Origin of the sequence: Pseudomonas sp. D8002 (assembly GCF_013385695.1) — a bacterium.
GTDB lineage: Bacteria > Pseudomonadota > Gammaproteobacteria > Pseudomonadales > Pseudomonadaceae > Aquipseudomonas.
Window position 1 is genome coordinate 1 of the sequence record NZ_JACAPM010000056.1, and the last position, 22,841, is coordinate 22,841.

Consider the following 22,841-nt stretch of genomic DNA (forward strand, 5'->3'; position numbering starts at 1 on the left):
GGAACCATAAGTCGCCGTTACCTAAATAACGGATATGTACACCGAATCAAACAGCCGCCAAAGAAGGTTCCAACTGCCGCTGAGCCAACCAAATCTCCTCCTGCAACCACTGCGCAAACACCTGCAACTGCGGCGTATCCGTCTGCTCCGGCCGGGTCACCAGCCAATACGACTGATGCCCCTCCACATGCACATTCAGCACCTGCGTCAACTGCCCACTGGCCAACTCCGAAGCGACCATATGCCAATCCGCAATGGTAATCCCCAACCCATCGATCGCCGCCCGAATCGCCAAATCCAGCAGGTCAAACTCATACCCCCCCTCGATATCAACCCCACTGATCCGCGCCGCATCCAGCCAATGCTTCCACGTCAGATACCGCTGATCCTCCCGCGCCAGCACATGCAGCAGCGTCATGCGATTCAGATCAATCCCGTCACTCCACTCCCGGGCATACAACGACGGCGCACACACCGCGATATGCCGCTCCTGAATCAACAACGAGCTGTCCAACCCATCCCATTCCCCATCGCCAAACCGAATCGCACAATCCAGCGTACTGGTCTCCGCCAGGCTGTCCTGCAACCGCGTGGTAATGCTCAACTCCAACTCCGGATGCTGCTCGCGCAAGCGCCCCAACCGCGGCATCAACCAACGATTGGTAAACGTCGGCGGCGCATTGATGTGCAACCGATTGGCATGGGACTTCTGCTGGATACTGCGCACCGTCAGCTCGATCTTGTCGAACGACTGGTGCAACGCCCGCAGCAATACCCGCCCGGCACTGGTCAATTCCAGGTGATGGTGACGACGCTCCAGCAGGGCCTCGCCCAACTGTTCTTCAAGCTGGCGCACCTGGCGGCTGACCGCACTCTGCGTGACGTTCAACAGCTCGGCGGCCCGGGTAAAACTGCCGGTACTGCCGGCGACTTCGAAAGCTTTGAGGGCGTTGAGACCGGGCATTTTGCGTTTCATGGACGACACTCGGGAGCACAGGGGAAATAACCTGCACAACATACCTTTTTGTATTGGGTCAGCGGTAGCACCCCAGCCTGACAAACAATTAATCGTCACAACCGCTGAAAGTGTCGTTTATCGCTACAGACCGTCGCTCACGAATAAATAGCCTGCGTATAACGCATGCACACTAAGACAATTAAGCATTGGTCGTCGCCAGGCTATAAACGCTAGTCTGCCAATGTACTTCCTGTAACTTCGCCCCTCTCTTTCGCGATTAACTTATCGAGTCATCGCCATGTCCAACGCACCCGTTTCATCCCGGCGAAGTATTGGCTTGCTGGCACTGGTGTTTACCGCCTGCAACGCCACCACCCACGGTTTCAGTGTGTTCCTGTATTCGGCGCTGTTGCCGCAGATCCGCCTGGCCTTTGAGCTCAGTTACAGCCAGGCCGCGTTGATTGCCGCGCTGTTGCAGCTGTTCTACATGGGCGCCTCGATTGCCAGCGGCCTGGCGGCGGCGTGGATCAGCCCGCGCAATATGGTGCGCCTGACCATCGTCCTCAGCCCCGCCCTGCTGGCCCTGGCCGTCGCCACGCCGTGGGTGCTGCCGTTTGCCCTGTGCCTGGCACTGGTGTCGGCGTGCGCGGTGTCGAACTGGAACGCGATTTCGGCCCTCGCTCAAGAGGTGATCCCGACTACACATCGCAGCCGGGTGCTGGGGCTGGCGTCCTCGGGCTCAGCCTTTGCGCTGTGCTTGAACGGGCTGTTGATCGCGCTGTTGCAGGGCTTGTCCTTGCGCCAGTTCTGGCTGATCTGCGCCGGGTTGACGCTGGTTGTCACGCTGTTGACCCTGTGGGCACTGGCCCCGATCAAGCAACCGACACCACGCGAGACCATGGCGCCGGCGCTGAATCAAGTGCTGCGCCAATGGCTGAAGTTGTGCGTGGCACAACCGGTGGCAATGCAGATCGTCTTGCTCAGCGCGTTTATCGGCGCCATCAGCGGGCCGTTTCTGAATTTCCTGTCGGCGTTCGTCAGCGAGCAGCTACAGGCCAGCGCTTCCGTCACCGGCTCGATGTGGACGCTGATCGGGATCGGCGGTGTGATCGGCGGCTTGCTGCTGGGCACGCTGGCAGATCGTTGGGGGGCGTTGCGGGTGATGGCCCTGAGTATCGGCGCGTTTGGTCTGAGCATGCTCGGCTTGCTCGGGCACCCGAGCCTGGTACTGAGCTGGCTGGCGGCCGGGCTGTTCGCGCTGTTCTATTTCCCGTGTTGGGGCTTGATGGCCGCCTACGTCGGGGCCCGGCTCAGCCCGGTGCACAGCCTGCAAGTGGTGAGCCTGAGCATGGTCAGCTACGGCCTGGCGAGTGCCACCGGCAATGCCTTGTGCGGCTGGCTGCTGCAAGTCACTGGCGAATTTGCGGTGGTGCACGGCTGGATCGCGGCCTGGGTGTTGGCCAGCCTGTTATTGCTCAAGCGCATGGCCCAGCGACACACCCGCGAAGCGCTGGCCGCCCAGATGCCCTGAGTGGCCCAGTTGCCGGCGCAGAATCTCCACCAGGGCATCCACTTCCGGCACCTGGCAACCGGCTGAACGCCAGAACATCAGGCGCGCCGGGGCAATCGGCGGGAAGCCCTGGCGCTCGTCCAGAATCTGCCAGTCGGGTGGCACCAGGCGCCGCGCCATCACGCCCACCGACAAGCCCTGCTCGATCGCAATCGCAATGCCGCGCGGGCTTTGGCTGGTGTAAACCACCTGCCACGAGCGCCCGGACTGGGCCAGCGCCTGCACGGCGTTCGCACGGAACGCGCAGCCCTCGGCGTACACCGCCAACGGCACCGACTGACGCCCCACGCAACTCCAGCTGGGCGCCGCGACCCACACCAACGGCTCGTCGCACAGGTATTCCCCGCTCTGCAAACCTGCGTGTTCCACCCCCAGCACCAGGTCCAGTTCGCCCCGTTGCAGGCGCCCCACCAGGGCCGTCGACATCTCGCAGCACACATCGGGCCGTACCTGGGCGAACTGCGCCTGGAAGTCCTTGAGCATCCCGCCCAGGCAATACTCGGCGTAGTCCTCGGGCATGCCGAGGTGGATACACACCTGTTGATTGGGCAATTGCGCGGCGCTGACGGCCTCGCTGTGCAGCTTGAGGATCTGCCGGGCGTAGATCAAAAAGGTTTCGCCACCAGGGGTCAGGCCCACCGAGCGGCTGGTACGGCGGATCAGTGGCGTGCCGACGATGTCTTCCAGGCGTTGCAGGCTCTGGCTGACGGTGGATTGGGTCTTGTGCAGGCGCTCGGCGGCCGCCGAAAACCCCTGGCACTCGATAATTGCCACAAACACTTTAAGCAGGGTGCCATCCAGTTCGCCCGACATAACTATCGCCCTCGCCGATGGATTCGATCACAACTTGTAATTTCCACTTTGCACCTCGTTCAGCAACTATCGGGTCAGCCAAAAAACACCAACTGATAGTTCCGGGAGTCTTGCATGAGCCTTCAACTTGCTGACGCTGAAGTGGGCGATATCAGCGACATTATTAATACCGAGCTGTATCCCATACATGATTCGGGCCATGTTCAATTACAGGCCCTGATCGAACACGCCCGGGCCGAACTGGCCGAAGACGGCTGCTGCCTGCTGAAGAACTTCCTGCGCCCCGCAGCGCTTGAGCAGGCGCGCCTGGAAGGTTTGGCGCTGTCGGGCAAGACGTTTTATTCGGTGCGCAAGGTCAACGCCTACTTCACCGAGGACGACACCTCCCTGCCCCACGATGACCCGCGCCGCACGTTCATGGAGCGCACCAGCGGCTTTGTGACCCGCGACATGATCGCCCCGGACGCGATCATCCACCGGCTGTACGTGTCGCCGATGATGAAACGCTTTATCGGTGCCTGCCTGAATGAGCCGGAAATCTTCGAGTACGCCGACCCGTTCGCCGGGCTGGTGATCAACGTGATGCCGGACGGCACCGAGCAGCCCTGGCACTTCGATACCAACGAATTCATCGTCAGCATGATGACCCAGAAGCCCGAGGCCGGCGGCCTGTTCGAGTACGCGCCGATGATTCGCTCGCGCACCCAGGAGAACCTCGGCGCCGTCGGCAAGGTGGTGCGTGGCGAAGACCGTTCGCGGGTGCAGGAACTGGAGCTGAATCCCGGCGATTTGCAGATATTCAAAGGGCGTTTTTCGGTGCACCGGGTGACCCGCGTGGAAGGCGCCACCGAGCGCAACACGGCGATCTTCGCCTACTCCGAAAAGCCCGGAATCATTGGCCGTGCCCAGCGCACCAAGCAGCTTTACGGACGCCTGTCCGAAGCCCATCTGCAAGCCGAACGCAACCTGGTCCGCAGCGACCAGTTGCTCGACTGATTCACACCTAAAAAACCTTGAAACCGTATGTGCCCTGCGAGGAACACCCCATGAGTCTGTCCGGCCCCAACCGCAACCCCGCTGACTGCGAACCTACCCATGACGAGATCCAGCAGATCCAGTTGGACCGTTTGCAACGGGTACGCAACGAGCTGAAAAAACGCGACTACGCCGCCTGCGTACTGTTCGACCCTACCCACATGCGCTACGCCACCGGCTCACGCAACATGCAGGTGTACTCGGCGCGCAACCCGGCCCGCTATGCGTTTATCCCGGCAGAAGGCCCGGTGGTGGTGTTCGAGTTCGGCGGCTGCCTGCACCTGGCCGAAACCCTCAACACCGTCGATGAAGTGCGCCCGGCCAAAGCCATCTCCTATTACTTCTGCGAAAGTTTCCTGGGCAATGTCACCGCCGACTGGGCCGCGGAAATCGATGAGCTGGTGCGCAAATGCGGCGGCGGCAAACGCATCGCCATTGAAAGCGCCACCTCCGCTGCGGCCTTCGAACTGCAAAAGCTCGGTTACCAGATTTTCGATGCCCAGGAACCGCTGGAACGTGCGCGCTGCATCAAGGTGCCGAACGAACTCAAGATGATCCGCGCCAGCCTGCGTGCCACTGAAGCCGGGGTGCGCCTGATGGAAGGCAAACTCACCCCCGGCATCAGCGAGAACGAGCTGTGGTCGCACCTGCACCAGCACGTGATCGCCACCGACGGTGATTACGTCGAGACCCGCCTGCTGTCCTCCGGCCCACGCACCAACCCGTGGTTCCAGGAGTGCAGCACCCGGCCCATCGAAGCCGGCGACCTGGTAGCGCTGGACACTGACGTGGTCGGGCGTTTCGGCTACTACGCCGACTTCTCGCGGACCTTCCTGTGCGGTGAACAAGCCGCCACCGCCAAGCAGCAGGAGCTGTACAAACTGGCCTACGAGCAAGTGCAGACCAACATGGAAATGCTCAAGGCCGGGCGCAGTTTCAAGGAGTACGCGGAACTGGCCTGGAAGATTCCCGAGCATTACAAAAACAACCGTTACTTCGCCCTGGTGCACGGGGTTGGCATGACCGGTGAATACCCCTACGTGGTGCATCGCGAAGACATTGATGCCCTGGGCTACGACGGTGTGTTCGAAGCCGGCATGACCATCTGCGTGGAAAGCTACATCGGCCACGACGACGGCGGCGAAGGGGTCAAGCTCGAAGAGCAGATCTACATCCACGAACACGGCATCGAGTTGCTCTCCGACTACCCGTTCGACCCGCGCTTGTTGAGGTACTGATCGTTCCCACGCTCTGCGTGGGAATGCATCCCGTGACGCTCTGCGTCACCGTTTCGCAGAGGGGGCGCGGAACGTCCGGGGCGGCATTCCCACACAGAGCGTGGGAACGATCAGTCGGTGGGGAGCGACATGTAACATGCGTTTATAGAACGTTCCAACGCAGAATTTGTCGTTTGTCGATCTTTGCGCAAATGACAAAACTGCGGGCATCTCTAATAAAAACAACATGAGAGCTGCCCTATGTCCTGTCCCATTGCCACCCTCCCGACTTCGTTGCGCCTTGTTCTTCTGCCGGCTTCACAGCGGTCACGGTCGCGCCTTCGCGGCGCTTGCCATTGACCCTTGCGGTTCAACAAAAAAACGCATATTCGCAAGTACCGGAGAGGCTTATGAAAGAGTTGACTACCCTGGACGGCGCCGCGCCGCATCCAGCCGTAAATGATCTGTGTGCCCAAGTGCAAAGCGGCGAAATCAACCGTCGCCAATTCCTGCGCACGGCCGCGCTGCTGGGCATCACCGTCGCCAGTGCCAGCACCTTTCTCGGTTCCGCACTGCTGGGCAATGACGCCCAGGCCGCCGAGCCACGCCAGGGCGGAAGCCTGCGGTTTGCCTGCGCGATCCAGGAAATCCAGGACCCGATGCTGATCACCTGGATCGAAGCCTCGAACCTGCTGCGCAACTCGGTGGAATACCTGACCTGGGTCGACGCCGACAACATCACCCACCCTTACCTCGCCGAGAGCTGGAACCCGTCGGAAGACCTCGCCACGTGGACCTTCAACCTGCGCCAGAACGTGAAGTGGAGCAACGGCGACACCTTCAACGTCGACGACGTGCAGCACAATATCGAACGCTGGATCGCCGCCGATTCCAAGTCGGTGAACCGCACCGCGTTCCAGGACATCAAGGCCTTCGAAAAAGTCAGCGAGTTCCAGTTCCGCCTGGTGCTCAAGCGGCCGATCCTGGCGATCCCGGAGATGCTCAACGCCTTCACCTGCGCCATCGTGCACCGCAGCTTCAAGGCCGGTGACGACTGGGCGAAAAACCCGCTGGGCACCGGGCCGTTCAAGCTGGTTTCATTCGCCGTGAACAAGCAGGCGACCTTCGCCAAGCGCGCCGACTACTGGGGCAAACCAGCCAACCTTGACGAGTTGCGCTACATCGACATGGGCACCGACGTGTCCACCCACCTCGCCGCCCTGCAAGCCGGGCAAGTCGACGTGCTGTACCGCGTGACGGTGGCTGAACTGGACCTGGCCAAGCGCTTGCCCGGGGCCCAGTTGCTGACCTGCAAGTCGGCGCAAACCGTGGTGATGCGCATGGCCTGCGACCAGAAACCGTTCACCGACCTGCGCATCCGCAAGGCGGTGGTGCTGTGCGCCGACAACGCGCAGATGCTGAAGATCGCCTATCGCGGCATGGGCACCCTCGGCGAAGACCATCATGTGGCGCCTTCCCACCCCGAATATTTCCCGCTGCCCAAACGCAACCGCGACGTGGCGGCGGCCAAGAAGCTGCTGGCCGAAGCCGGCTTCCCCAACGGCATCGACATTGACCTGATCGTCGGCAACACCCAGGGCCGCTATGAACAGGACTGCGCGCAGATCCTGCAACAGAACTGCCTGGAAGCCGGGATCCGCATCAACCTCAAGGTGATCCCTGCTGCACAGTACTGGCCGATCTGGGACAAGGCCGCCTTCAGCCTGACCTACTGGGCCCACCGCCCGCTGGGCGTAATGTCCCTGGAACTGGCCTACCGCGGCGGTGGCGCCTGGAACGAAAGCCATTACAGCGACCCGGCGTTCGATGCCGCGCTGGACAAGGCCATGGGCATCATCGACCCGAAACAGCGCGCCGTGGCGATGGAAAATGTCGAACGCATCCTGCAGGACGCCTGCGTGATCGTGCAGCCGTTCTGGGGCGACAAGTTCACCGCCGTGAGCAAAAAGGTCCAGGGCTTCCAGGTGCACCCTTCCGACTTCTACCCGATGGACAGTGTGTGGATGAGCGCTTGATTTAGCGCACGCCCTCCTCCCTGCCCGCACACGGGCAGGCATCCCTTGAACAGTCGGAGCATGCACCCATGGCTCATTTTCTGATGCGCAAGTTATTGGCGCTGGTGGCGACCCTGCTGTCGGTGTCATTGATCGTGTTCCTGGCCCTGGAACTGAATATCGAAGACGTGGCGATCAACGTCCTCGGCCCCTACTCCGCCGCCGACCAGCGCGCCGCGTGGCTGGTGGAACATGGCTATAACCAACCCTTTGTGTGGCGCTACCTGGTGTGGCTCAAGGACTTTGTCAGCGGCGACTGGGGCACCTCGGTGTACTTTCGCGAATCAGTGATCAAGCTGCTGCTGCCGAACCTTGCGCAAACCCTGACCCTGGCCGGCCTGGCCTTGCTGGTGATGGTGCCGGTGGCGTTGACCCTCGGCGTTCTGGCCGGGATTCGCCAGGGCTCGGCGCTGGACCGCCTGGTGTCGTTCCTGTCGATCGTCACCACCTCGATTCCCGACTTCGCCAGCGCGGTTTTCGTCTCCGCGATCTTTGTGTTCTGGCTTAACTGGCTGCCCGGTGTGAGCAGCATGAGCGAAGGCTTCAGCGTCGTGCAATTGGTGCTGCCACTGATGGTGCTGTGCCTGTTCGGCATCGGTTACCTGGCGCGCATCACCCGGGCCTCGATGGTGGAAGTGATGCAGGCGCCGTACATCCGCACGGCGCGGCTCAAGGGGGCGTCGACCTCACGCATTGTGCTGCGGCATGCCCTGCGCAATGTGCTGATCGCGCCGGTCACGGTGATCATGCTGTACATCCCGTGGCTGCTGTCGAACGTGATCGTGGTGGAGGTGTTCTTCGCCTACAAGGGCTTCGGCTCGCTGCTGTACACCGCCTCGCTGAACCATGACGTGTACCTGATCGAAGCCTGCGCGATGGTCAGTGCCGTGGTGGTGGGCATCACCAAGATCTTCTCGGACCTGGCCTACACCTGGCTCAACCCGCGCATCACCCTGCGCAGCCTCGGCGGAGGTGCCCAATGAACCTGCTGCACTCGTTCAAACATCCCTTGGCATTGCTCGGCCTGCTGCTGGTGGGCGGCTGGGTGGTGATCGCGCTGTTCGCACCGTGGATCGCGCCCCATGATCCGCTGGAAAGCTTCACGCCCTTACTGACGCCAATGACCGTCGGCGACAACGGCCAGAGCTTCCTGCTGGGCACCGACATGATTGGCCGCGACATTCTCTCGCGGCTGATCTGGGGCACCCGCACCGTGCTGTTCTGGTCGATCCTCGCCACGCTCACCGCGTTTGCCGTGGGCATCGCCATGGGCCTGTGCGCCGGCTACTTCAACGGCTGGGTCGACAGCGTGCTGTCGTATGTGGCCGACACGGTGCTGTCGTTCCCGGTGCTGGTGTTGTACATCGTGATCATCATCGCCCTCGGTGCTTCGGCGCTGAATATCCTGATTGCGGTGACCTTCACCAGCGCACCGGCGATCTTCCGGATCATGCGCGCCCTGACCATCGACATCCGCTCGCGAGACTACGTGCTCAGCGCCATCACCCAGGGCGAAGGCTCGCTGCGGATCATGCTGGTGGAAATCCTGCCCAACTGCGGCGGGCCGCTGATTGTCGATTTCTGCCTGCGCATCGGCTACACCGCGATCATGATCGGCGCCCTCGGCTTCCTGGGACTCGGGCTGCCGCCGCCCACACCGGACTGGGGCGGCATGATCAATGACGGCCGCGCCATGGCCATCGCCTTCCCGCACCTGGTGATCTTCCCGTGCATCGCCATCTCCACCCTGATGCTGGGCCTGAGCCTGTTGGCGGACGGCCTGGATGAACACGCCCAGAAAGGCGCAAGGAGTTGAGCATGAACCACACGCAAGTACTGCGGGTGCAGAACCTGTCCATCGAATTGCCCGCCGGCGCCGACCGCAGCCACGCGGTGCAAGGCATCAGCCTGGAGGTGCGCAAGGGCGAAATCCTCTGCGTGATCGGCGAGTCCGGCTCCGGCAAGTCCGTGCTGTCGGCGGCGATCATGGGCGACTACGCCAAGGGTTTGCGGCATACCGAAGGCGTGATCGACTTCCTCGGCGATGACATTTGCACCCTCGACGAGGAGCGTTTGCGCCAGCTGCGGGGCAACCGTATTGCGATGATTTTCCAGGAGCCCATGGCGGCGCTGAACCCGGCGATTCGCATTGGCAAGCAAGTGGAAGAGATCTTCGATATTCACGCACCGCAGATGCCGGCGGCGGAGCGTCGCGAGCGCATGTTGGCGCTGCTGGAATCCACCCAACTACCGGACCCGCCACGCATCGCCAACAGCTTTGCGCACCAATTGTCTGGCGGCCAGTGCCAGCGAGTGGTGATTGCCATGGCGCTGGCGATGAACCCGGACCTGCTGATCGCCGACGAACCCACCACGGCGCTGGACGTGACCACCCAGGCGCAAGTGCTGAAGCTGGTGCGCGAGCTGCGCGGCCGCGGGCAACACGGCATTCTGTTTATCACCCATGACTTCGGCGTGGTGGCGCAGATTGCCGACCGTATCGCGGTGATGGAAGGCGGCCGGCTGGTGGAAATCGGCGAGCGCGACCAGGTGCTGAATGCCCCGGCCCACGCCTACACCCGCAAGCTGATTGCGGCCGTGCCGGCGCTGCACCCGGAGCTGCACAAGCCGAGTGCCGACGGCGAGCTGGCATTGCGCATCGAGCACCTGACCAAGACCTACACCGTCGGCGGCAGCTCGGTGGCGGCCTTGCGCAATGTCTCGCTGCAACTGCCACGGGGCAAGACCCTGGCGATTGTCGGCGAGTCCGGTTCGGGCAAAAGCACGTTGGTGAAAGCCGCGATCCGCCTGGTGGACAGCGACAGCGGCCACGTATGGGTCGGTGACACCGACTTCCTGGCCCTGCGCGGCTCGGCGCTGGCGGCGAATCGTCGGCGCATCCAGATGATTTTCCAGGACCCGTATGGCTCGCTCAATCCTCGGCACCGGGTGGGCGACATCATCGCCCGCGCCGCGCAATTGCGCGGGTTGTCGGCCAAGGATGCGTGGGCTGAAGCCGGTGATTTGCTGGAACAGGTGGGCCTCAAGCGCGACGCCCTCAAGCGCAAGCCCCGGCAGTTCTCCGGCGGCCAGCGCCAGCGCATCGGCATCGCCCGCGCCCTGGCGATGCGCCCGGAAGTGTTGATCGCCGATGAGAGCGTGTCAGCCCTGGATGTCTCGGTGCAGAAACAGGTGCTGGAACTGCTGGCCGAACTGCAGCAGCGCCTGAACCTGAGCATCCTGTTCATCACCCACGACCTGCGGGTGGCGGCGCAGATCAGCGACTACATCGCGGTGATGCGCCAGGGCGAAGTCGTGGAATACGGCACTGCCGAGCAAGTGTTGCTGCGACCTCAGAACACTTACACCCAGACCTTGCTGGCCGCCGCCCCCGGCGCCTCGGAGCTGCCCACGGCAGGCCCGCCGTTGCGGCTGATTCGCCCGCAAGCGCACTGAGTCAACCCTTTACCCCGCGTCGCAGCGTTCGTTGCGGCAAGGGGCTGCTGTTGCCAAAAAATAACCAATAACGAGAGCAAAACCATGCGACCAACCTTCCGTTACATCGCTCTGGTCCCTGTGCTTGGCGCCCTTGCGGCACCGGCCATGGCCATTCAAGTCACCGACAACCTCGACCTCGGCGGCGCCGTGCGCGCCCGTTGGGACTACGACCCGGATCGCGACATCCAGAAGTTCGGCCTCGACACCGCGTACCTCAGCGCCAAGTACAACTCCGACACCTGGATCGGCGAGGCGCAGTACCGTTTCTACGGGCGCTCCTACCCGTACCAGTACACCAAGAACTACGGCGATATCCAGTTCGCCAAGTTCGCCTGGGTGGGCTACAAGTTCAACCCCGACCAACAGGTGCAAGTGGGTTTGAACACCGTGCCGTTTGGCTTGCAGCCGTACTTCGGCAGCACCTTCTACGAAACCCTGGGCAACGTGATCGGCCTGGAAGATGTGCAGCAGGTGGGCGCCAAGTACATCCAGCAAAGCGGCGACTGGAACATCCAGGCCGGTTACTACCTGCGCCCGGCGTGGCAAGGCAAAGGCACGAGCAAGGGCGTGACCTACTCCAGCGTGATCTCCGAGGCCGACAGCTACGTGGGCGACGGCAGCAACAACCAGGAACGCAATACCGTGGTGGTGCGGGTGGCCAAGGCCATGGACCTGGGCGGGTGGAAATCGGAAGTCGGGCTGTCCGGCCTGACCTCCACCCTGGAGAACAAGGACACCAACGACGATGGCCGACGCAATGCGGTGGCGATCCACTACCTGGGCAAGAACGGCCCGTGGGGCGTGCAATTGCAGGCGGCACGCCAGCAGATGTCGCCGCGCAACCCGGGCACCGACAGCGTGGTGACCCTGGGCGGGTATGACGGCACGTTCAACGTGGCCAGCCGCGGCAATCTGTATGTGGCGGATTTGAGCTACGACGTGGCCGGCAAGTACCTGTTTGACCAGGTCAGCGGTGTGAAGCTGTATGCCAACTACAGCGCGTTTGACAAGTCCGAGGATCAGTTCAAGACCTCACAGCGGGTGATCCTGGGCACGTCGTTTTCGGTGAGTAAACTGTGGGTGGCCACGGAGTGGTTGATCGGCAAGAACGACCCGTATATTGGCGGGAGCAGCTATACCGAGAGCCTGGGGGCTGGGGGGAGTAACCAGTGGGAGAATCAGTTGTATATGAACATTGGGTACTACTTCTAAAATAGGCGGCGTCTTCACTGACGCCTTCGCGAGCAAGCCCGCTCCCACATTTTGACCGCGGCGCCGATCAAATGTGGGAGCGGGCTTGCTCGCGAAGAGGCCGCCAAAAACACCCATAAAAACAACAGGTGTGGAATCCATTTCATGCGCCAACTGCCCTCCCTCAACATGCTCCGTGTCTTCGAAGAAGTCGCCCGCCACCGCAGCTTCAGCCAGGCCGCCGTGGGCCTCAACGTCACCCAGGGCGCCGTCAGCCGCCAGATCAAACAACTGGAAGACTACCTCGGCGTCGCCCTCTTCATCCGCACGCCCCAGGGCCTGTCCCTGACCGAAGCCGGCTTCGCCCTCTCCCCGCACCTGAGCGACGCCTTCGACCATATCGAGCGCGCCCTGCACGCCGTGCGCGTGCCCAACCTGCGCCAGCGCCTGCGCATCGTCGCGCCACCCACCTGGGCCACCCGCTGGCTGTCCGCCCACCTGCGCCGGTTTTGCGAGCGTTACCCGGACATCAACCTCAGCGTCACCCACCAGAACACCCACGCGAGCCTGGCGGAAATCGACTGCCAGGTCCGCTTCGGCCTGGAAGCGGCCACGCAGTGCAGCAGTGAACTGTTGGTGATGGAACGCCACATCGCCGTCGCCAGCCCGGAACTGTTCAGCGACGGTCAGCCGCCCGACCTGCGGCGCTTTCCGCTGCTGCACATCCTGCACGATGGTAAGCGCTTGAAGGTTTGGGAGAACTGGCTGGCGGCCATGGGCCGGGAAGATATCGATGCAGGCCAGGGCCTGGAATTCAGCACCCTGGACCAGGTGATCCACACCGCCCTGGCCGGCGGTGGGTTGGCGGTGATCGACCGGCAGATGATCGAGCGTGAACTGGCGAATGGCAGCCTGCTGCCGATCACCCCGGTGGAGGTGATCGGCCCGTATGGCTATTGGCTGGATGTGGCAAGTGACAAGCAGGGTTTATCCAAGGTTCGGTTGTTTACGCAGTGGTTGAACCGGGTGAGCAATCCCTGACACCGCAGGCTCGGCCTTGCACGCCTGGCTCAACGTCAACGCCTTGGTTTCCGGCGCCCAGGCCCAGGAGATGATCGCGCCCAGCACCAGGATCGCGGCGAGGATGCCCATGGTCGGGCTCAGGCCGATCCCCGCTACGCTCACCGGCAACAGGAAGGTACTCACCGCCGAACCCAGGCGGCTGACGGCTGTGGCAAGGCCGATGCCGCTGGCCCGCACTTCGGTCGGGAAGCTCTCCGCCGGGAATACGCCCACCAGGTTGCTCACCGCCGACAGCACCAGGGTGAACACGCCGAACGTCAGCACCATCAACCACGCCATGCTGCCCGGCAATACCGCCAGCAGAAACAGCGCCGCCGCCAGGATGATGAACGAGTTGATCAGAAAGCCCCGCCGGGAGAATTTCACGGTGCACCAGATGCCGATCAAGGCGCCGATGATCAGCAGCAGGTTGAGCATCAGCGCGGTGCCAAAACCTTCGGCCAGGCCCATCTTCTGCAGGATAGACGGCAGGAAGGTGTAGATGGCGAAGTACGGCATCACGATGCACACGAAGAACAGGCAGTTGAACGCGGTGCGCTTGCGGTATTCACGGCTGAACAGCACGCCGTAGCCGGAACGGGTTTGCCTCGACGGTTCTTCATCGAGGACCACGTGTTCGCCGAGGTGTTTCTTGACGATGGCTCGGGCCTCGGCAATCCGGCCCTGGTTGATCAGCCAGCGCGGCGATTCGGGCGTGCCGATGCGCGCGATCAGGATCAGCCCGGCAGGAATTGCCGACGATGCGAGCATCCAGCGCCAGGCATCATCGCCGAGGCTGAGCATGGCGGTGCCGACAAAGGTCGCGGCCACGTAACCAACCGTCCACACCACGCTGAAGGAGCCCAGCAGTACCCCGCGATGTTTCCTGGGTGAGAACTCGGCAAGCATCGCGTGGCCGACGCTGAAGTCGCCGCCCAGGCCGATACCGATCAACACCCGACAGAGGAACAGCCCCATGGCGGTTTCGGCGTAAAACTGCATCACCGAGGCAACGGTGATCAGGACGAAGCTGACCAGGAAGATTTTCTGCCGGCCGAGGGTGTCGGAGATCCAGCCAAAGAACAGGCTGCCCATAAACAGGCCGATCAGGGCCGAGGCGCCGATCAGGCCTTGCCAGAAGGCGTCCAGTTGCATCTGTGGGCTGAGCAAGGTGAAGGCAATGCCGATCAGGCCGAGGATGTAGCCGTCGGTGAAGTGGGCGCCGAAGGTCAGGCCGGCGATTTTAAGGTGGAAGCGACCGATGGGCAGGTCGTCGATTTTGATGGGTTGAGTGGACATGGTGTTCTCCATATTTTTGTTCTTGACGGAGTAACAGCGGGCAAGCCCATTTCCCTGTGGGAGCGGGCTTGCTCGCGAAGGCGGTGTGTCAGTCAATGCATGTGGTGGCAGGCCCACCGCTTTCGCGAGCAAGCCCGCTCCCACATTGGATCGGTGTTGTTTGGGAGAGTGGGGTCAGAGACCGCCCATCAACAGGTATTTGATCTCCAGGTAATCCTCCAGGCCGTACCTGGAACCTTCACGGCCCAGGCCCGACTCCTTGATCCCGCCAAACGGTGCGACTTCGGTGGAGATGATCCCTTCGTTGATCCCGACCATGCCCGCTTCCAGGCCTTCGGCCATACGCCATACGCGGCCGATGTCGCGGCTGTAGAAGTAGGCGGACAACCCAAACGGCGTGTCATTCGCCCGTTGCAGCACTTCGGCTTCGTCCTTGAAGCGGAAGCAGGCCGCCACCGGGCCGAAGGTTTCTTCCTGGGCAATGAGCATCTCGCCGTGGGCTTCGGTGAGGATGGTCGGTTCGAAGAACGTCCCGCCCAAGGCATGGCGACGGCCGCCGCACAGCAGCTTGGCACCTTTCTCGAGGGCGTCGCCGACGTGGGCTTCAACCTTGGCCAACGCGGCCGCATTGATCAGCGGGCCTTGTTCGGTTTCGCCGTCCAGGGCGCTGCCGACGCGCATCGCAGAGACTGCTTCGGCCAGCTTGCGGGTGAACGCATCGTACACAGCGTCCTGGATGAAGAAGCGGTTGACGCAGACGCAGGTCTGCCCGGTATTGCGAAACTTGGAAGCCATGGCGCCTTTGACGGCAGCGTCCAGGTCGGCATCGTCAAACACGATAAAGGGTGCGTTGCCGCCCAGTTCCAGGGAGACTTTTTTCAGGGTGTCGGCGGCCTGGCGCATCAGCAGCTTGCCGGTGCGGGTGGAGCCGGTGAAGGACAGCTTGCGCACAATGCTGGAGGCTTGCAGTGCGCCACCGATGGCCACGGCATCGCCGGACACGATGTTGAACACGCCCGCCGGAATCCCGGCCTGTTCTGCCAACACCGCCAGGGCAAAGGCCGACAGCGGGGTTTCTTCCGACGGTTTGAGAATCATCGTGCACCCCGCCGCCAGCGCCGGGCCAACCTTGCGGGTGACCATGGCCAGGGGGAAATTCCATGGGGTGATCGCTGCGACCACGCCGATGGCTTCCTTGGTCACGATGATGCGGGCGTCGGCCTTGTGGCTCGGGATCACGTCGCCATAGGCACGCTTGGCTTCTTCGGCAAACCATTCGAGGAAGCTCGCGGCGTAGACCACTTCGCCCATGGCTTCGGCCAGCGGCTTGCCCTGTTCCAGGCTGAGCAGGTGGGCCAGGTCCTTCTGGTTGCTCAGCATCAACTCGCTCCAGCGCTTGAGGCGCTGGCTGCGCTCCTTGGCGGTGAGCTTGCGCCAGGCCGGCAACGCGCGGTTGGCGGCGGCAATGGCTAGGTTGGTTTCTTCAGCACCGGCGCGTTGTACTTCGGCGATCTGCGCACCATTGGCCGGGTTGCGCACCGGGTAGACCGGCCCACCGCTGGACCATTGGCCATCAATGAAATTGCCTGTGCGAATCAGCGGGTTCATGCCACGGCCTCTATCAGGTTAAAACGGTCCAGGCCCGGACGGGCGCTGCGCAAGATGCGTTTGCCGGCGGTGTAGTCGTTGATCACATCGCACGGCGTGTAGTTGCGTTCCAGCTCGTGCAGTTCTTCGGCATCCAGTTGGGTGTCGAGGGCTGCAAGCGCGCTATCAAATTGTGCGGTGGTGTCGGCGCCCACCAGCATCACGTCCACACCCGGATGATTGGCCACCCAGGCCTGGGCAATCTGTGCGTTGGACACGCCACGGGCACGGGCCACACGTTGCACCGAGTGGGCGATGTCGAACGACGCCTGGTCGCTGTACATCTGCTGGGTGAAGAAGTCGGTCTGGTTGCGGGTCGACTGCACTTCGCCGGTGAGCAAGCCACGGGCCAGCGGGCTGAACACCGACACGCCCAGGCCCTGGTCGCGGCAGAACGGGATCATCTCGCGCTCTTCCTCGCGGTAGGCGCAGTTCAGTTGCAGCTGCATGTTGATCGGCTTGACCCAGCCGTTGCGCTCGCAGGCCATGAGGATTTTTGCCAGTTGCCCGGTGAGCATGGTCGACACGCCGATGTAGCGCGCCTTGCCGGAACGCACGATGTCGTTGAGGGCGCCCATGGTTTCTTCCACCGGGGTGTTCACGTCGAAGTAATGCAGCATGAACACGTCGACGTAATCCATGCCAAGGCGGCTCAGGGAGGCGTCGATGCTGTCCATGATGTGCTTGCGCGAATGGCCGCTGGCATTGATGCCGCTGCGGGTGCCGTAGCCGACCTTGGTGGTGACCACGATGTCTTCACGGCGCGCAACGCGCTTGAGGATGCGCCCGACCACTTCCTCGCCGACGCCTGCGGAATAGAAGTCCGCCAGGTCGATGAAGTTGACACCGTTGGCCAGGGCATGGGCAACGATGGGTTCGCTTTGTTTCTCGTCGAAGATCCACGGTTTCCAGTCCGGGGTGCCCATGTTCATGGTGCCCAGGCACAGGCGCGAGACTTGCAGGCCGGAGTTGCCCAAACGGATGTATTGCATGGGAATGTCCTCAGGCTTTTGGCGTGTAGAAAGGGTTGCTGATGTGGTTGACCACATCCGCCAGTTGCGCGGTGTGCGGCAAGCCTGTGAGGGCGGCGCGGATCGCAGTGCGGCAGGCGTTGTAGTTGTTGAGGTAGACCGCATCCAGGTCGTCGCAGGCCGGGTTGACCCAGTTGGCGGTGACAATCGCCCACTCGTCCTCGGCTTCCGGCGGCAGGGTGCCGTCGAGCAGGGCTTCGAGCACCGCCTTGGCGATCCCGGCCTGGGACGCGCCCCAGGTGGCATTGCCGTGCAGGTCGCTGCCGATGGCGGCCTTGTTGACGTAGAGGGTCATGGGTTTGACCGGGATGTTCGGCTGGGCAATCACCATGAACGGGCAATGGCCCTGGCTTGGCGACGCCAAACTGTTGGCAAACGCCTGGCCGGCCGGACCGTTGCGCGGGCCGATGAGGATGTTGATGTGGGCAGCATTGACGCCTGGGCCTTCGAAGCCTTCGCCGATGTACAGATCAAGTGCTTTCATTTCGCAAACGCTCTTTTTTGTTATGGGGAGCTGGTTGGCGAATTTTTAGCACTGGCCCGGGTAGCGGCCGTAACCATTAAAAGTCATGGGGCTGTGAGTTTTAGTCATGGCCCTGCGACCATCGGCCTGGTCTTGTGCGTTGACCATCGTTGTTACACCCCATATAGTGTGCCCACAAACACAGACAACCACTACATAGTGTGCAAGAACGCTGAACACCGACCACACTATGCGCAGTATTTCAATGCCTTGAAGCCTGCAAAACGCACATTTTTGAACACGCTGGGTGAATCGAAGCCCACGCCGTCAGACGGACCACGAAGGAGCAATTCAATGCTGAGTTGGGATGAAGCAGATCAACCAGACACCGGTGACGTAGTCATCCGGGGCGCCAACGCCGGCCACGCCACCGAAGCCAACATGGACCGCCTCGACGGTGCCGGCGCTGCCGCCGCCCTTGAAGCCCGCAACGTGACCGCCAGCGACTCCGCCGCGATCATCCGGGCCAAGGCCGCCCTCGACAAGCTCGACGTCGCCGAAGGCCTCGCCGAACTCGAAGGCTCCGCCGCCCGCGTCGCCGTTGACGAAAAGCGCATGATCAACTGCCGCGCCGACCTCAACCAACTCGTACCTTTCAAGTACGACTGGGCCTGGCAGAAGTACCTCGACGGCTGCGCCAACCACTGGATGCCGCAAGAGGTCAACATGACCGCCGACATCGCCCTGTGGAAAAACCCGGAAGGCCTGACCGACGACGAGCGTCGCATCGTGATGCGCAACCTCGGCTTCTTCTCCACTGCGGATTCGTTGGTCGCCAACAACCTGGTATTGGCCGTGTACCGCCTGATCACCAACCCGGAGTGCCGCCAGTACATCCTGCGCCAGGCCTTCGAAGAAGCGATCCACACCCACGCCTACCAGTACTGCATCGAATCGCTGGCCATGGATGAAGGCGAGATCTTCAACATGTACCACGAGATTCCATCGGTCGCCAAAAAGGCTGCCTGGGGCTTGAAGTACACCCGTTCGATCTCCGATCCGAAGTTCGAAACCGGCACCGTTGAGACTGATAAAGAGCTGCTGCGCAACCTGGTGGCGTACTACTGCGTACTGGAAGGTATCTTCTTCTACTGCGGCTTCACCCAGATTTTGTCCATGGGCCGTCGGAACAAAATGACCGGGGTGGCCGAGCAGTTCCAGTACATCCTGCGGGATGAGTCGATGCACCTGAACTTCGGTATCGATGTGATCAACCAGATCAAAATCGAAAACCCGCACTTGTGGGATGCCGAGATGAAGGAAGAAGCGACCCAGATGATCCTGCAAGGGACTCAGCTGGAGATTGAATACGCTCGCGATACTATGCCGCGCGGCGTACTCGGCATGAACGCGGCGATGATGGAGGATTACCTCAAGTTCATCGCTAACCGTCGTCTGTCGCAGATTGGGTTGAAGGAAGAGTATCCAGGGACGACTAACCCGTTCCCGTGGATGAGCGAGATCATGGACTTGAAGAAAGAGAAGAACTTCTTCGAGACCCGTGTGATCGAGTACCAGACTGGCGGCGCGCTGAGCTGGGATTGATTTAAAGCGGCCCCTTCGGGGGCCGTGTTGTTTCACCTGTCGATGTTTTTTTATGCCCAATCAAACCATCAAGACACCCTGCGTCGGCCTGTGCTCCACCGTTTACGGAGACCTGGTATGCCGGGGCTGCAAGCGCTATCACCATGAGGTGATTCAGTGGAACGGCTACAACGCCGAGGAGAAACAGGCGGTGTGGCTGCGCCTGGAACAACTGCTGGTGCAGGTGATGACCAGCAAGCTGCAGGTCCTGGACCCGCAGCGCCTGCGCCAGCAACTGGAAGACCGCAAGATCCGCTTTGTGCCCCACCAGTCGCCGTATTGCTGGGCATACCAGTTGATTGCCCGGGGCGCGCGGGTGATTTCGAAGCTGGATGCGTATGGGTTGGCGCTGTTGCCGGAGTTTCGCGAGCGCAATCTGGCAGATTTGCGGGATGCGATTGACCGGGAGTTTTTCCTGTTGTCCGAGGCGCATTACGAGCGGTATATCGCGCCGGGGTTTCTGCGGGAATCGTTTGGGGCGCCGTTGATAGCCAGTATTTAGACAACCACACAGAACCAGTGTGGGAGCGGGCTTGCTCGCGAAAGCGGTGTATCAGTTGCCGGATATATTGACTGACACACCGCATTCGCGAGCAAGCCCGCTCCCACATTTAGATCTTTGTCGCTCAGGAGGTCCAGGACGGCTCGCGATCGGTCTGCACCCCATAACGCTTTATCGCCTGCTGGCAAACCTGCCTGTCCAGACTCCCCTGCTCCACTAACGCCGTCAGCGCCGCCAGCACGATGTGATGGCGGTCCACCTCGAAGAAATCCCGCAACGCCGCCCGGGTATCGCTGCGACCAAAGCCATCCGTCCCCAGCACGGTGTAAGCCGAATCCACGTACGACCCAATCATCTGCGGCACCGCCCTTACATAGTCAGATACCGCCACCACCGGCGCGCCCTTGGGCAAACACTCCGCCAGGTGGCTGCGCCGCGCCGGCTGTTGCGGATGCAGGCGGTTCCAGCGTTCCACGTCACGGGCGTCCCGGGCCAGTTCGCTGAAGCTGGTGACACTGAACACTTCAGCGTCAACCTGCCAATCCTCCGCCAACAATTGCGCCGCTGCCTGGGCTTCGCGCACCAGCGTGCCGGAGCCGAGCAACCGGACCTTGCCGCCAGGCTGCCCGCTCAGCCGGTACATGCCTTTGATGATCGCCGCTTCGACGCCTTCCGGCAGGCTCGGCTGCGGGTAGTTTTCGTTCATCAGGGTCACGTAGTAGAACTCGTCCACATCGTGCTCCAGCATCTGGCGCATGCCATGGTCGAGGATCACCGCAAACTCGCCGGCAAACGCCGGGTCGTAGGCGCGGCAATTGGGCACGGTGGCGGCCATCAGGTGGCTGCTGCCGTCCTGGTGCTGCAAGCCTTCGCCACCCAGGGTGGTGCGCCCGGCAGTGGCGCCCAGCAGGAAACCTCGGGCACGCTGGTCGGCGGCGGCCCAGATCAGGTCCCCCACGCGCTGGAAACCGAACATCGAGTAGTAGATGTAAAACGGCAGCATCCGCAGGCCATGCACCGAATAACTGGTGGCGGCCGCGACCCAGGAACTGATGGCGCTGGCTTCGCTGATGCCTTCTTCAAGGATCTGCCCGTCGGTGGCTTCGCGGTAGCTGAGGATCGAGCCGATGTCTTCGGGCTCGTAGCGCTGGCCGACGCTGGAATAGATGCCGATCTGCTTGAACAGGTTGGCCATGCCGAAGGTGCGCGCTTCGTCGGCGACGATGGGCACGATGCGCGGGCCGAGGGCCTTGTCCTTGAGCAGATTGGTCAGCATGCGCACAAAGGCCATGGTGGTGGACATTTCCTTGCCCTCCGCCTGGGTGGCAAACGCGCCGTAGCCCGACACCGGCGGGACACTTACGGTGGGTGCCTGCTGGCCACGGCTCGGCACATACCCACCGAGGATGGCGCGGCGTTGGTGCAAGTACCGCATTTCGAGGCTGCCTTCAGCGGGCTTGTAGAAGCTCAGGGATTCGGCCTGTTCATCCGACAGCGGCAACTGGAAGCGATTGCGGAAGGCGATCAAGGCCTCGCGGTCGAGCTTCTTCTGCTGGTGGGTGGTCATCTTGCCCTGCCCGGCCTCGCCCATGCCAAAGCCCTTTTTGGTCTGGGCCAGGATCACCGTGGGTTTGCCGGCGACCCGGCGCGCCGCGTGATAGGCCGCGTGGATCTTGACCATGTCATGGCCGCCACGCTTGAGCCGGTCGATCTGCTCGTCGCTCAGGCCCTCGACCAGTTTGGACAGCGCCTCGCTCTGGCCGAAGAAATGTTCGCGGTTGTAGGCGCCGTCCTTGGCGGCGAAGGTCTGGAACTGTCCGTCCACCGTCTGCGACAAGGTGCGTACCAGCGAGCCGTCGGCGTCCTTGGCCAGCAAGGCGTCCCAATCCGAGCCCCAGACCAGCTTGATCACGTTCCAGCCGGCACCGGCGAACAACGCCTCCAGCTCGTCGATAATTCGCCCGTTGCCACGCACCGGGCCGTCGAGCCGTTGCAGGTTGCAGTTGACCACCCAGGTCAGGTTGTCCAGGCCTTCACGGGCGGCCAGGGTCAGCGCCGACATGCTTTCCGGTTCGTCCATCTCGCCGTCGCCGAATACGCCCCATACGTGGCGGTCGGTGGTGTCCTGCAAGCCGCGGTGTTGCAGGTAGCGCATGAACCGCGCCTGGAAAATCGAGCTGATGGGGCCAATGCCCATGGACCCGGTGGGAAATTGCCAAAAGTCCGGCATCAACCACGGATGGGGATAGCTGGACAAACCTCGGGCGCCCGCCTTGCCGGCACCGATTTCCTGGCGATAGTGGGCCAGGTCGGCCTCGCTCAGGCGCCCTTCAAGGAAGGCGCGAGCATAGATGCCGGGGGCGGAATGTGGCTGGTAGAACACCAGGTCGCCGCCAAAACTGTCGTTGCGGGCACGGAAAAAGTGGTTGAAGCCCACCTCGAACAAATCCGCCGCGCTGGCGTAGCTGGCGATATGCCCGCCCAGTTCGCCATAGGCCTGGTTGGCGCGCACTACCATGGCCAGGGCGTTCCAGCGCACCACTGAGGCCAAGCGTTCTTCGGTGGCCAGGTCGCCGGGAAACGGCGGTTGCTGCTCCACGGCGATGCTATTGATGTAGGGCGTGCCATGCCGGGGTTTCCAGGCGATGTGCGGCGCGCCGCCGGCATCCGCCAGCATGTCGAGGATCTCCCGTGCGCGCGCCGCGCCGGCGTTGGCCACCAGGGAGGCCAGGGCATCGCGCCATTCGGCCAGTTCTTCCTGGTCCATCGCTGTCTGACTCACTGCACTCGCGAAACCGTTCATGGGCACCTCCGGGCTTTTTTTCCAGTTTATGTC

At 62.3% G+C, this 22,841-nt stretch carries 18 protein-coding genes; 11 read left to right on the forward strand and 7 right to left on the reverse strand.

Translation table 11 applies throughout. The features are described 5' to 3' along the window. Positions 1 to 46: 46 nt before the first annotated feature. Positions 47 to 976, reverse strand: a complete 930-nt coding sequence (locus tag HX807_RS28840; RefSeq protein WP_032899060.1) for a LysR substrate-binding domain-containing protein — start codon at positions 974 to 976, stop codon at positions 47 to 49. A gap of 280 nt (positions 977 to 1,256) precedes the next feature. Between HX807_RS28840 and HX807_RS28845 the strand changes: the two genes are divergently transcribed. Next, a complete protein-coding gene (locus HX807_RS28845) occupies positions 1,257 to 2,489 on the forward strand; it encodes an MFS transporter (protein WP_102606013.1) in 1,233 nt (410 codons plus the stop codon). Here HX807_RS28845 and HX807_RS28850 read toward each other — a convergent pair. Then, positions 2,427 to 3,341, reverse strand: a complete 915-nt coding sequence (locus HX807_RS28850) for a LysR family transcriptional regulator (protein WP_177051865.1) — start codon at positions 3,339 to 3,341, stop codon at positions 2,427 to 2,429. The two genes, HX807_RS28845 and HX807_RS28850, sit on opposite strands and share 63 nt — an antisense overlap. Positions 3,342 to 3,455: 114 nt before the next feature. On the opposite strand from HX807_RS28850, the gene HX807_RS28855 reads away from it, so the two are divergent. The 8 genes from HX807_RS28855 (at position 3,456) to HX807_RS28890 (ending at position 13,398) form a co-directional block, all read left to right on the forward strand. Further along, a complete protein-coding gene (locus tag HX807_RS28855; RefSeq protein WP_008432881.1) occupies positions 3,456 to 4,337 on the forward strand; it encodes a hypothetical protein in 882 nt (293 codons plus the stop codon). 50 nt (positions 4,338 to 4,387) lie between these two features. Next, the gene (locus tag HX807_RS28860) at positions 4,388 to 5,614 is read left to right on the forward strand and encodes a Xaa-Pro peptidase family protein (protein WP_177051867.1); all 1,227 of its coding nucleotides are present in this window, start codon (positions 4,388 to 4,390) and stop codon (positions 5,612 to 5,614) included. Between the two features lie 389 nt (positions 5,615 to 6,003). Then, positions 6,004 to 7,629, forward strand: coding sequence for an ABC transporter substrate-binding protein (locus HX807_RS28865; RefSeq protein WP_177051869.1), 1,626 nt, complete (start codon positions 6,004 to 6,006; stop codon positions 7,627 to 7,629). Positions 7,630 to 7,697: 68 nt separating this feature from the next. Continuing rightward, on the forward strand, positions 7,698 to 8,651 hold the full coding sequence (locus HX807_RS28870) for an ABC transporter permease (RefSeq protein ID WP_102369228.1): 954 nt from the start codon (positions 7,698 to 7,700) through the stop codon (positions 8,649 to 8,651). Further along, positions 8,648 to 9,484: an ABC transporter permease gene (locus tag HX807_RS28875; RefSeq protein WP_003218574.1), complete on the forward strand. Its 837-nt coding sequence runs from the start codon at positions 8,648 to 8,650 to the stop codon at positions 9,482 to 9,484. The genes HX807_RS28870 and HX807_RS28875 overlap by 4 nt, the downstream gene beginning before the upstream one ends. A gap of 2 nt (positions 9,485 to 9,486) precedes the next feature. Continuing rightward, complete coding sequence (locus HX807_RS28880) at positions 9,487 to 11,124, forward strand: ABC transporter ATP-binding protein (protein ID WP_177051871.1); 1,638 nt, start codon at positions 9,487 to 9,489, stop codon at positions 11,122 to 11,124. An 84-nt stretch (positions 11,125 to 11,208) separates the two neighbouring features. Beyond that, positions 11,209 to 12,378, forward strand: a complete 1,170-nt coding sequence (locus HX807_RS28885; RefSeq protein ID WP_177051873.1) for a hypothetical protein — start codon at positions 11,209 to 11,211, stop codon at positions 12,376 to 12,378. Positions 12,379 to 12,522: 144 nt separating this feature from the next. Next, entirely contained in the window at positions 12,523 to 13,398 is an 876-nt protein-coding gene (locus tag HX807_RS28890) for a LysR substrate-binding domain-containing protein (RefSeq protein ID WP_008432889.1), read from the forward strand. Here HX807_RS28890 and HX807_RS28895 read toward each other — a convergent pair. The 4 genes from HX807_RS28895 to fae form a co-directional block, all read right to left on the reverse strand. Continuing rightward, positions 13,345 to 14,718 carry an MFS transporter gene (locus HX807_RS28895; RefSeq protein ID WP_177051875.1) on the reverse strand — a complete coding sequence of 458 codons (1,374 nt, stop codon included), beginning with the start codon at positions 14,716 to 14,718 and terminating at the stop codon, positions 13,345 to 13,347. The two genes, HX807_RS28890 and HX807_RS28895, sit on opposite strands and share 54 nt — an antisense overlap. Before the next feature lie 174 nt (positions 14,719 to 14,892). Then, the gene (locus HX807_RS28900) at positions 14,893 to 16,326 is read right to left on the reverse strand and encodes an NAD-dependent succinate-semialdehyde dehydrogenase (RefSeq protein ID WP_177051876.1); all 1,434 of its coding nucleotides are present in this window, start codon (positions 16,324 to 16,326) and stop codon (positions 14,893 to 14,895) included. Beyond that, a complete protein-coding gene (locus HX807_RS28905; protein ID WP_102606526.1) occupies positions 16,323 to 17,357 on the reverse strand; it encodes an aldo/keto reductase in 1,035 nt (344 codons plus the stop codon). Before HX807_RS28905 ends, HX807_RS28900 begins: the two co-directional genes overlap by 4 nt. Positions 17,358 to 17,367: 10 nt before the next feature. Beyond that, positions 17,368 to 17,880: a formaldehyde-activating enzyme gene (gene fae, locus HX807_RS28910; protein WP_003212394.1), complete on the reverse strand. Its 513-nt coding sequence runs from the start codon at positions 17,878 to 17,880 to the stop codon at positions 17,368 to 17,370. A gap of 333 nt (positions 17,881 to 18,213) precedes the next feature. Here fae and HX807_RS28915 point away from each other — a divergent pair, with 333 nt between their 5' ends. Next, entirely contained in the window at positions 18,214 to 19,464 is a 1,251-nt protein-coding gene (locus tag HX807_RS28915; RefSeq protein ID WP_008432895.1) for a ribonucleotide-diphosphate reductase subunit beta, read from the forward strand. Positions 19,465 to 19,516: 52 nt separating this feature from the next. Further along, positions 19,517 to 20,005, forward strand: a complete 489-nt coding sequence (locus HX807_RS28920) for a DUF1289 domain-containing protein (protein ID WP_003208512.1) — start codon at positions 19,517 to 19,519, stop codon at positions 20,003 to 20,005. 124 nt (positions 20,006 to 20,129) lie between these two features. Here HX807_RS28920 and mdeB read toward each other — a convergent pair whose 3' ends face one another. Continuing rightward, positions 20,130 to 22,808, reverse strand: coding sequence for an alpha-ketoglutarate dehydrogenase (mdeB, locus tag HX807_RS28925; protein WP_177051878.1), 2,679 nt, complete (start codon positions 22,806 to 22,808; stop codon positions 20,130 to 20,132). Positions 22,809 to 22,841: the final 33 nt, after the last annotated feature.

What these genes read in the sequence shown, in the direction of transcription:
- fae (WP_003212394.1), bottom strand. Translation starts at nt 17,880, where the DNA reads ATGAAAGCACTTGATCTGTACATCGGCGAAGGCTTCGAAGGCCCAGGC.
- HX807_RS28915 (WP_008432895.1), top strand. Translation starts at nt 18,214, where the DNA reads ATGCTGAGTTGGGATGAAGCAGATCAACCAGACACCGGTGACGTAGTC.
- HX807_RS28865 (WP_177051869.1), top strand. Translation starts at nt 6,004, where the DNA reads ATGAAAGAGTTGACTACCCTGGACGGCGCCGCGCCGCATCCAGCCGTA.
- HX807_RS28875 (WP_003218574.1), top strand. Translation starts at nt 8,648, where the DNA reads ATGAACCTGCTGCACTCGTTCAAACATCCCTTGGCATTGCTCGGCCTG.
- HX807_RS28840 (WP_032899060.1), bottom strand. Translation starts at nt 976, where the DNA reads ATGAAACGCAAAATGCCCGGTCTCAACGCCCTCAAAGCTTTCGAAGTC.
- HX807_RS28845 (WP_102606013.1), top strand. Translation starts at nt 1,257, where the DNA reads ATGTCCAACGCACCCGTTTCATCCCGGCGAAGTATTGGCTTGCTGGCA.
- HX807_RS28860 (WP_177051867.1), top strand. Translation starts at nt 4,388, where the DNA reads ATGAGTCTGTCCGGCCCCAACCGCAACCCCGCTGACTGCGAACCTACC.
- HX807_RS28880 (WP_177051871.1), top strand. Translation starts at nt 9,487, where the DNA reads ATGAACCACACGCAAGTACTGCGGGTGCAGAACCTGTCCATCGAATTG.
- HX807_RS28895 (WP_177051875.1), bottom strand. Translation starts at nt 14,718, where the DNA reads ATGTCCACTCAACCCATCAAAATCGACGACCTGCCCATCGGTCGCTTC.
- HX807_RS28870 (WP_102369228.1), top strand. Translation starts at nt 7,698, where the DNA reads ATGGCTCATTTTCTGATGCGCAAGTTATTGGCGCTGGTGGCGACCCTG.
- HX807_RS28920 (WP_003208512.1), top strand. Translation starts at nt 19,517, where the DNA reads ATGCCCAATCAAACCATCAAGACACCCTGCGTCGGCCTGTGCTCCACC.
- HX807_RS28850 (WP_177051865.1), bottom strand. Translation starts at nt 3,341, where the DNA reads ATGTCGGGCGAACTGGATGGCACCCTGCTTAAAGTGTTTGTGGCAATT.
- HX807_RS28890 (WP_008432889.1), top strand. Translation starts at nt 12,523, where the DNA reads ATGCGCCAACTGCCCTCCCTCAACATGCTCCGTGTCTTCGAAGAAGTC.
- HX807_RS28855 (WP_008432881.1), top strand. Translation starts at nt 3,456, where the DNA reads ATGAGCCTTCAACTTGCTGACGCTGAAGTGGGCGATATCAGCGACATT.
- HX807_RS28905 (WP_102606526.1), bottom strand. Translation starts at nt 17,357, where the DNA reads ATGCAATACATCCGTTTGGGCAACTCCGGCCTGCAAGTCTCGCGCCTG.
- HX807_RS28900 (WP_177051876.1), bottom strand. Translation starts at nt 16,326, where the DNA reads ATGAACCCGCTGATTCGCACAGGCAATTTCATTGATGGCCAATGGTCC.
- mdeB (WP_177051878.1), bottom strand. Translation starts at nt 22,808, where the DNA reads ATGAACGGTTTCGCGAGTGCAGTGAGTCAGACAGCGATGGACCAGGAA.
- HX807_RS28885 (WP_177051873.1), top strand. Translation starts at nt 11,209, where the DNA reads ATGCGACCAACCTTCCGTTACATCGCTCTGGTCCCTGTGCTTGGCGCC.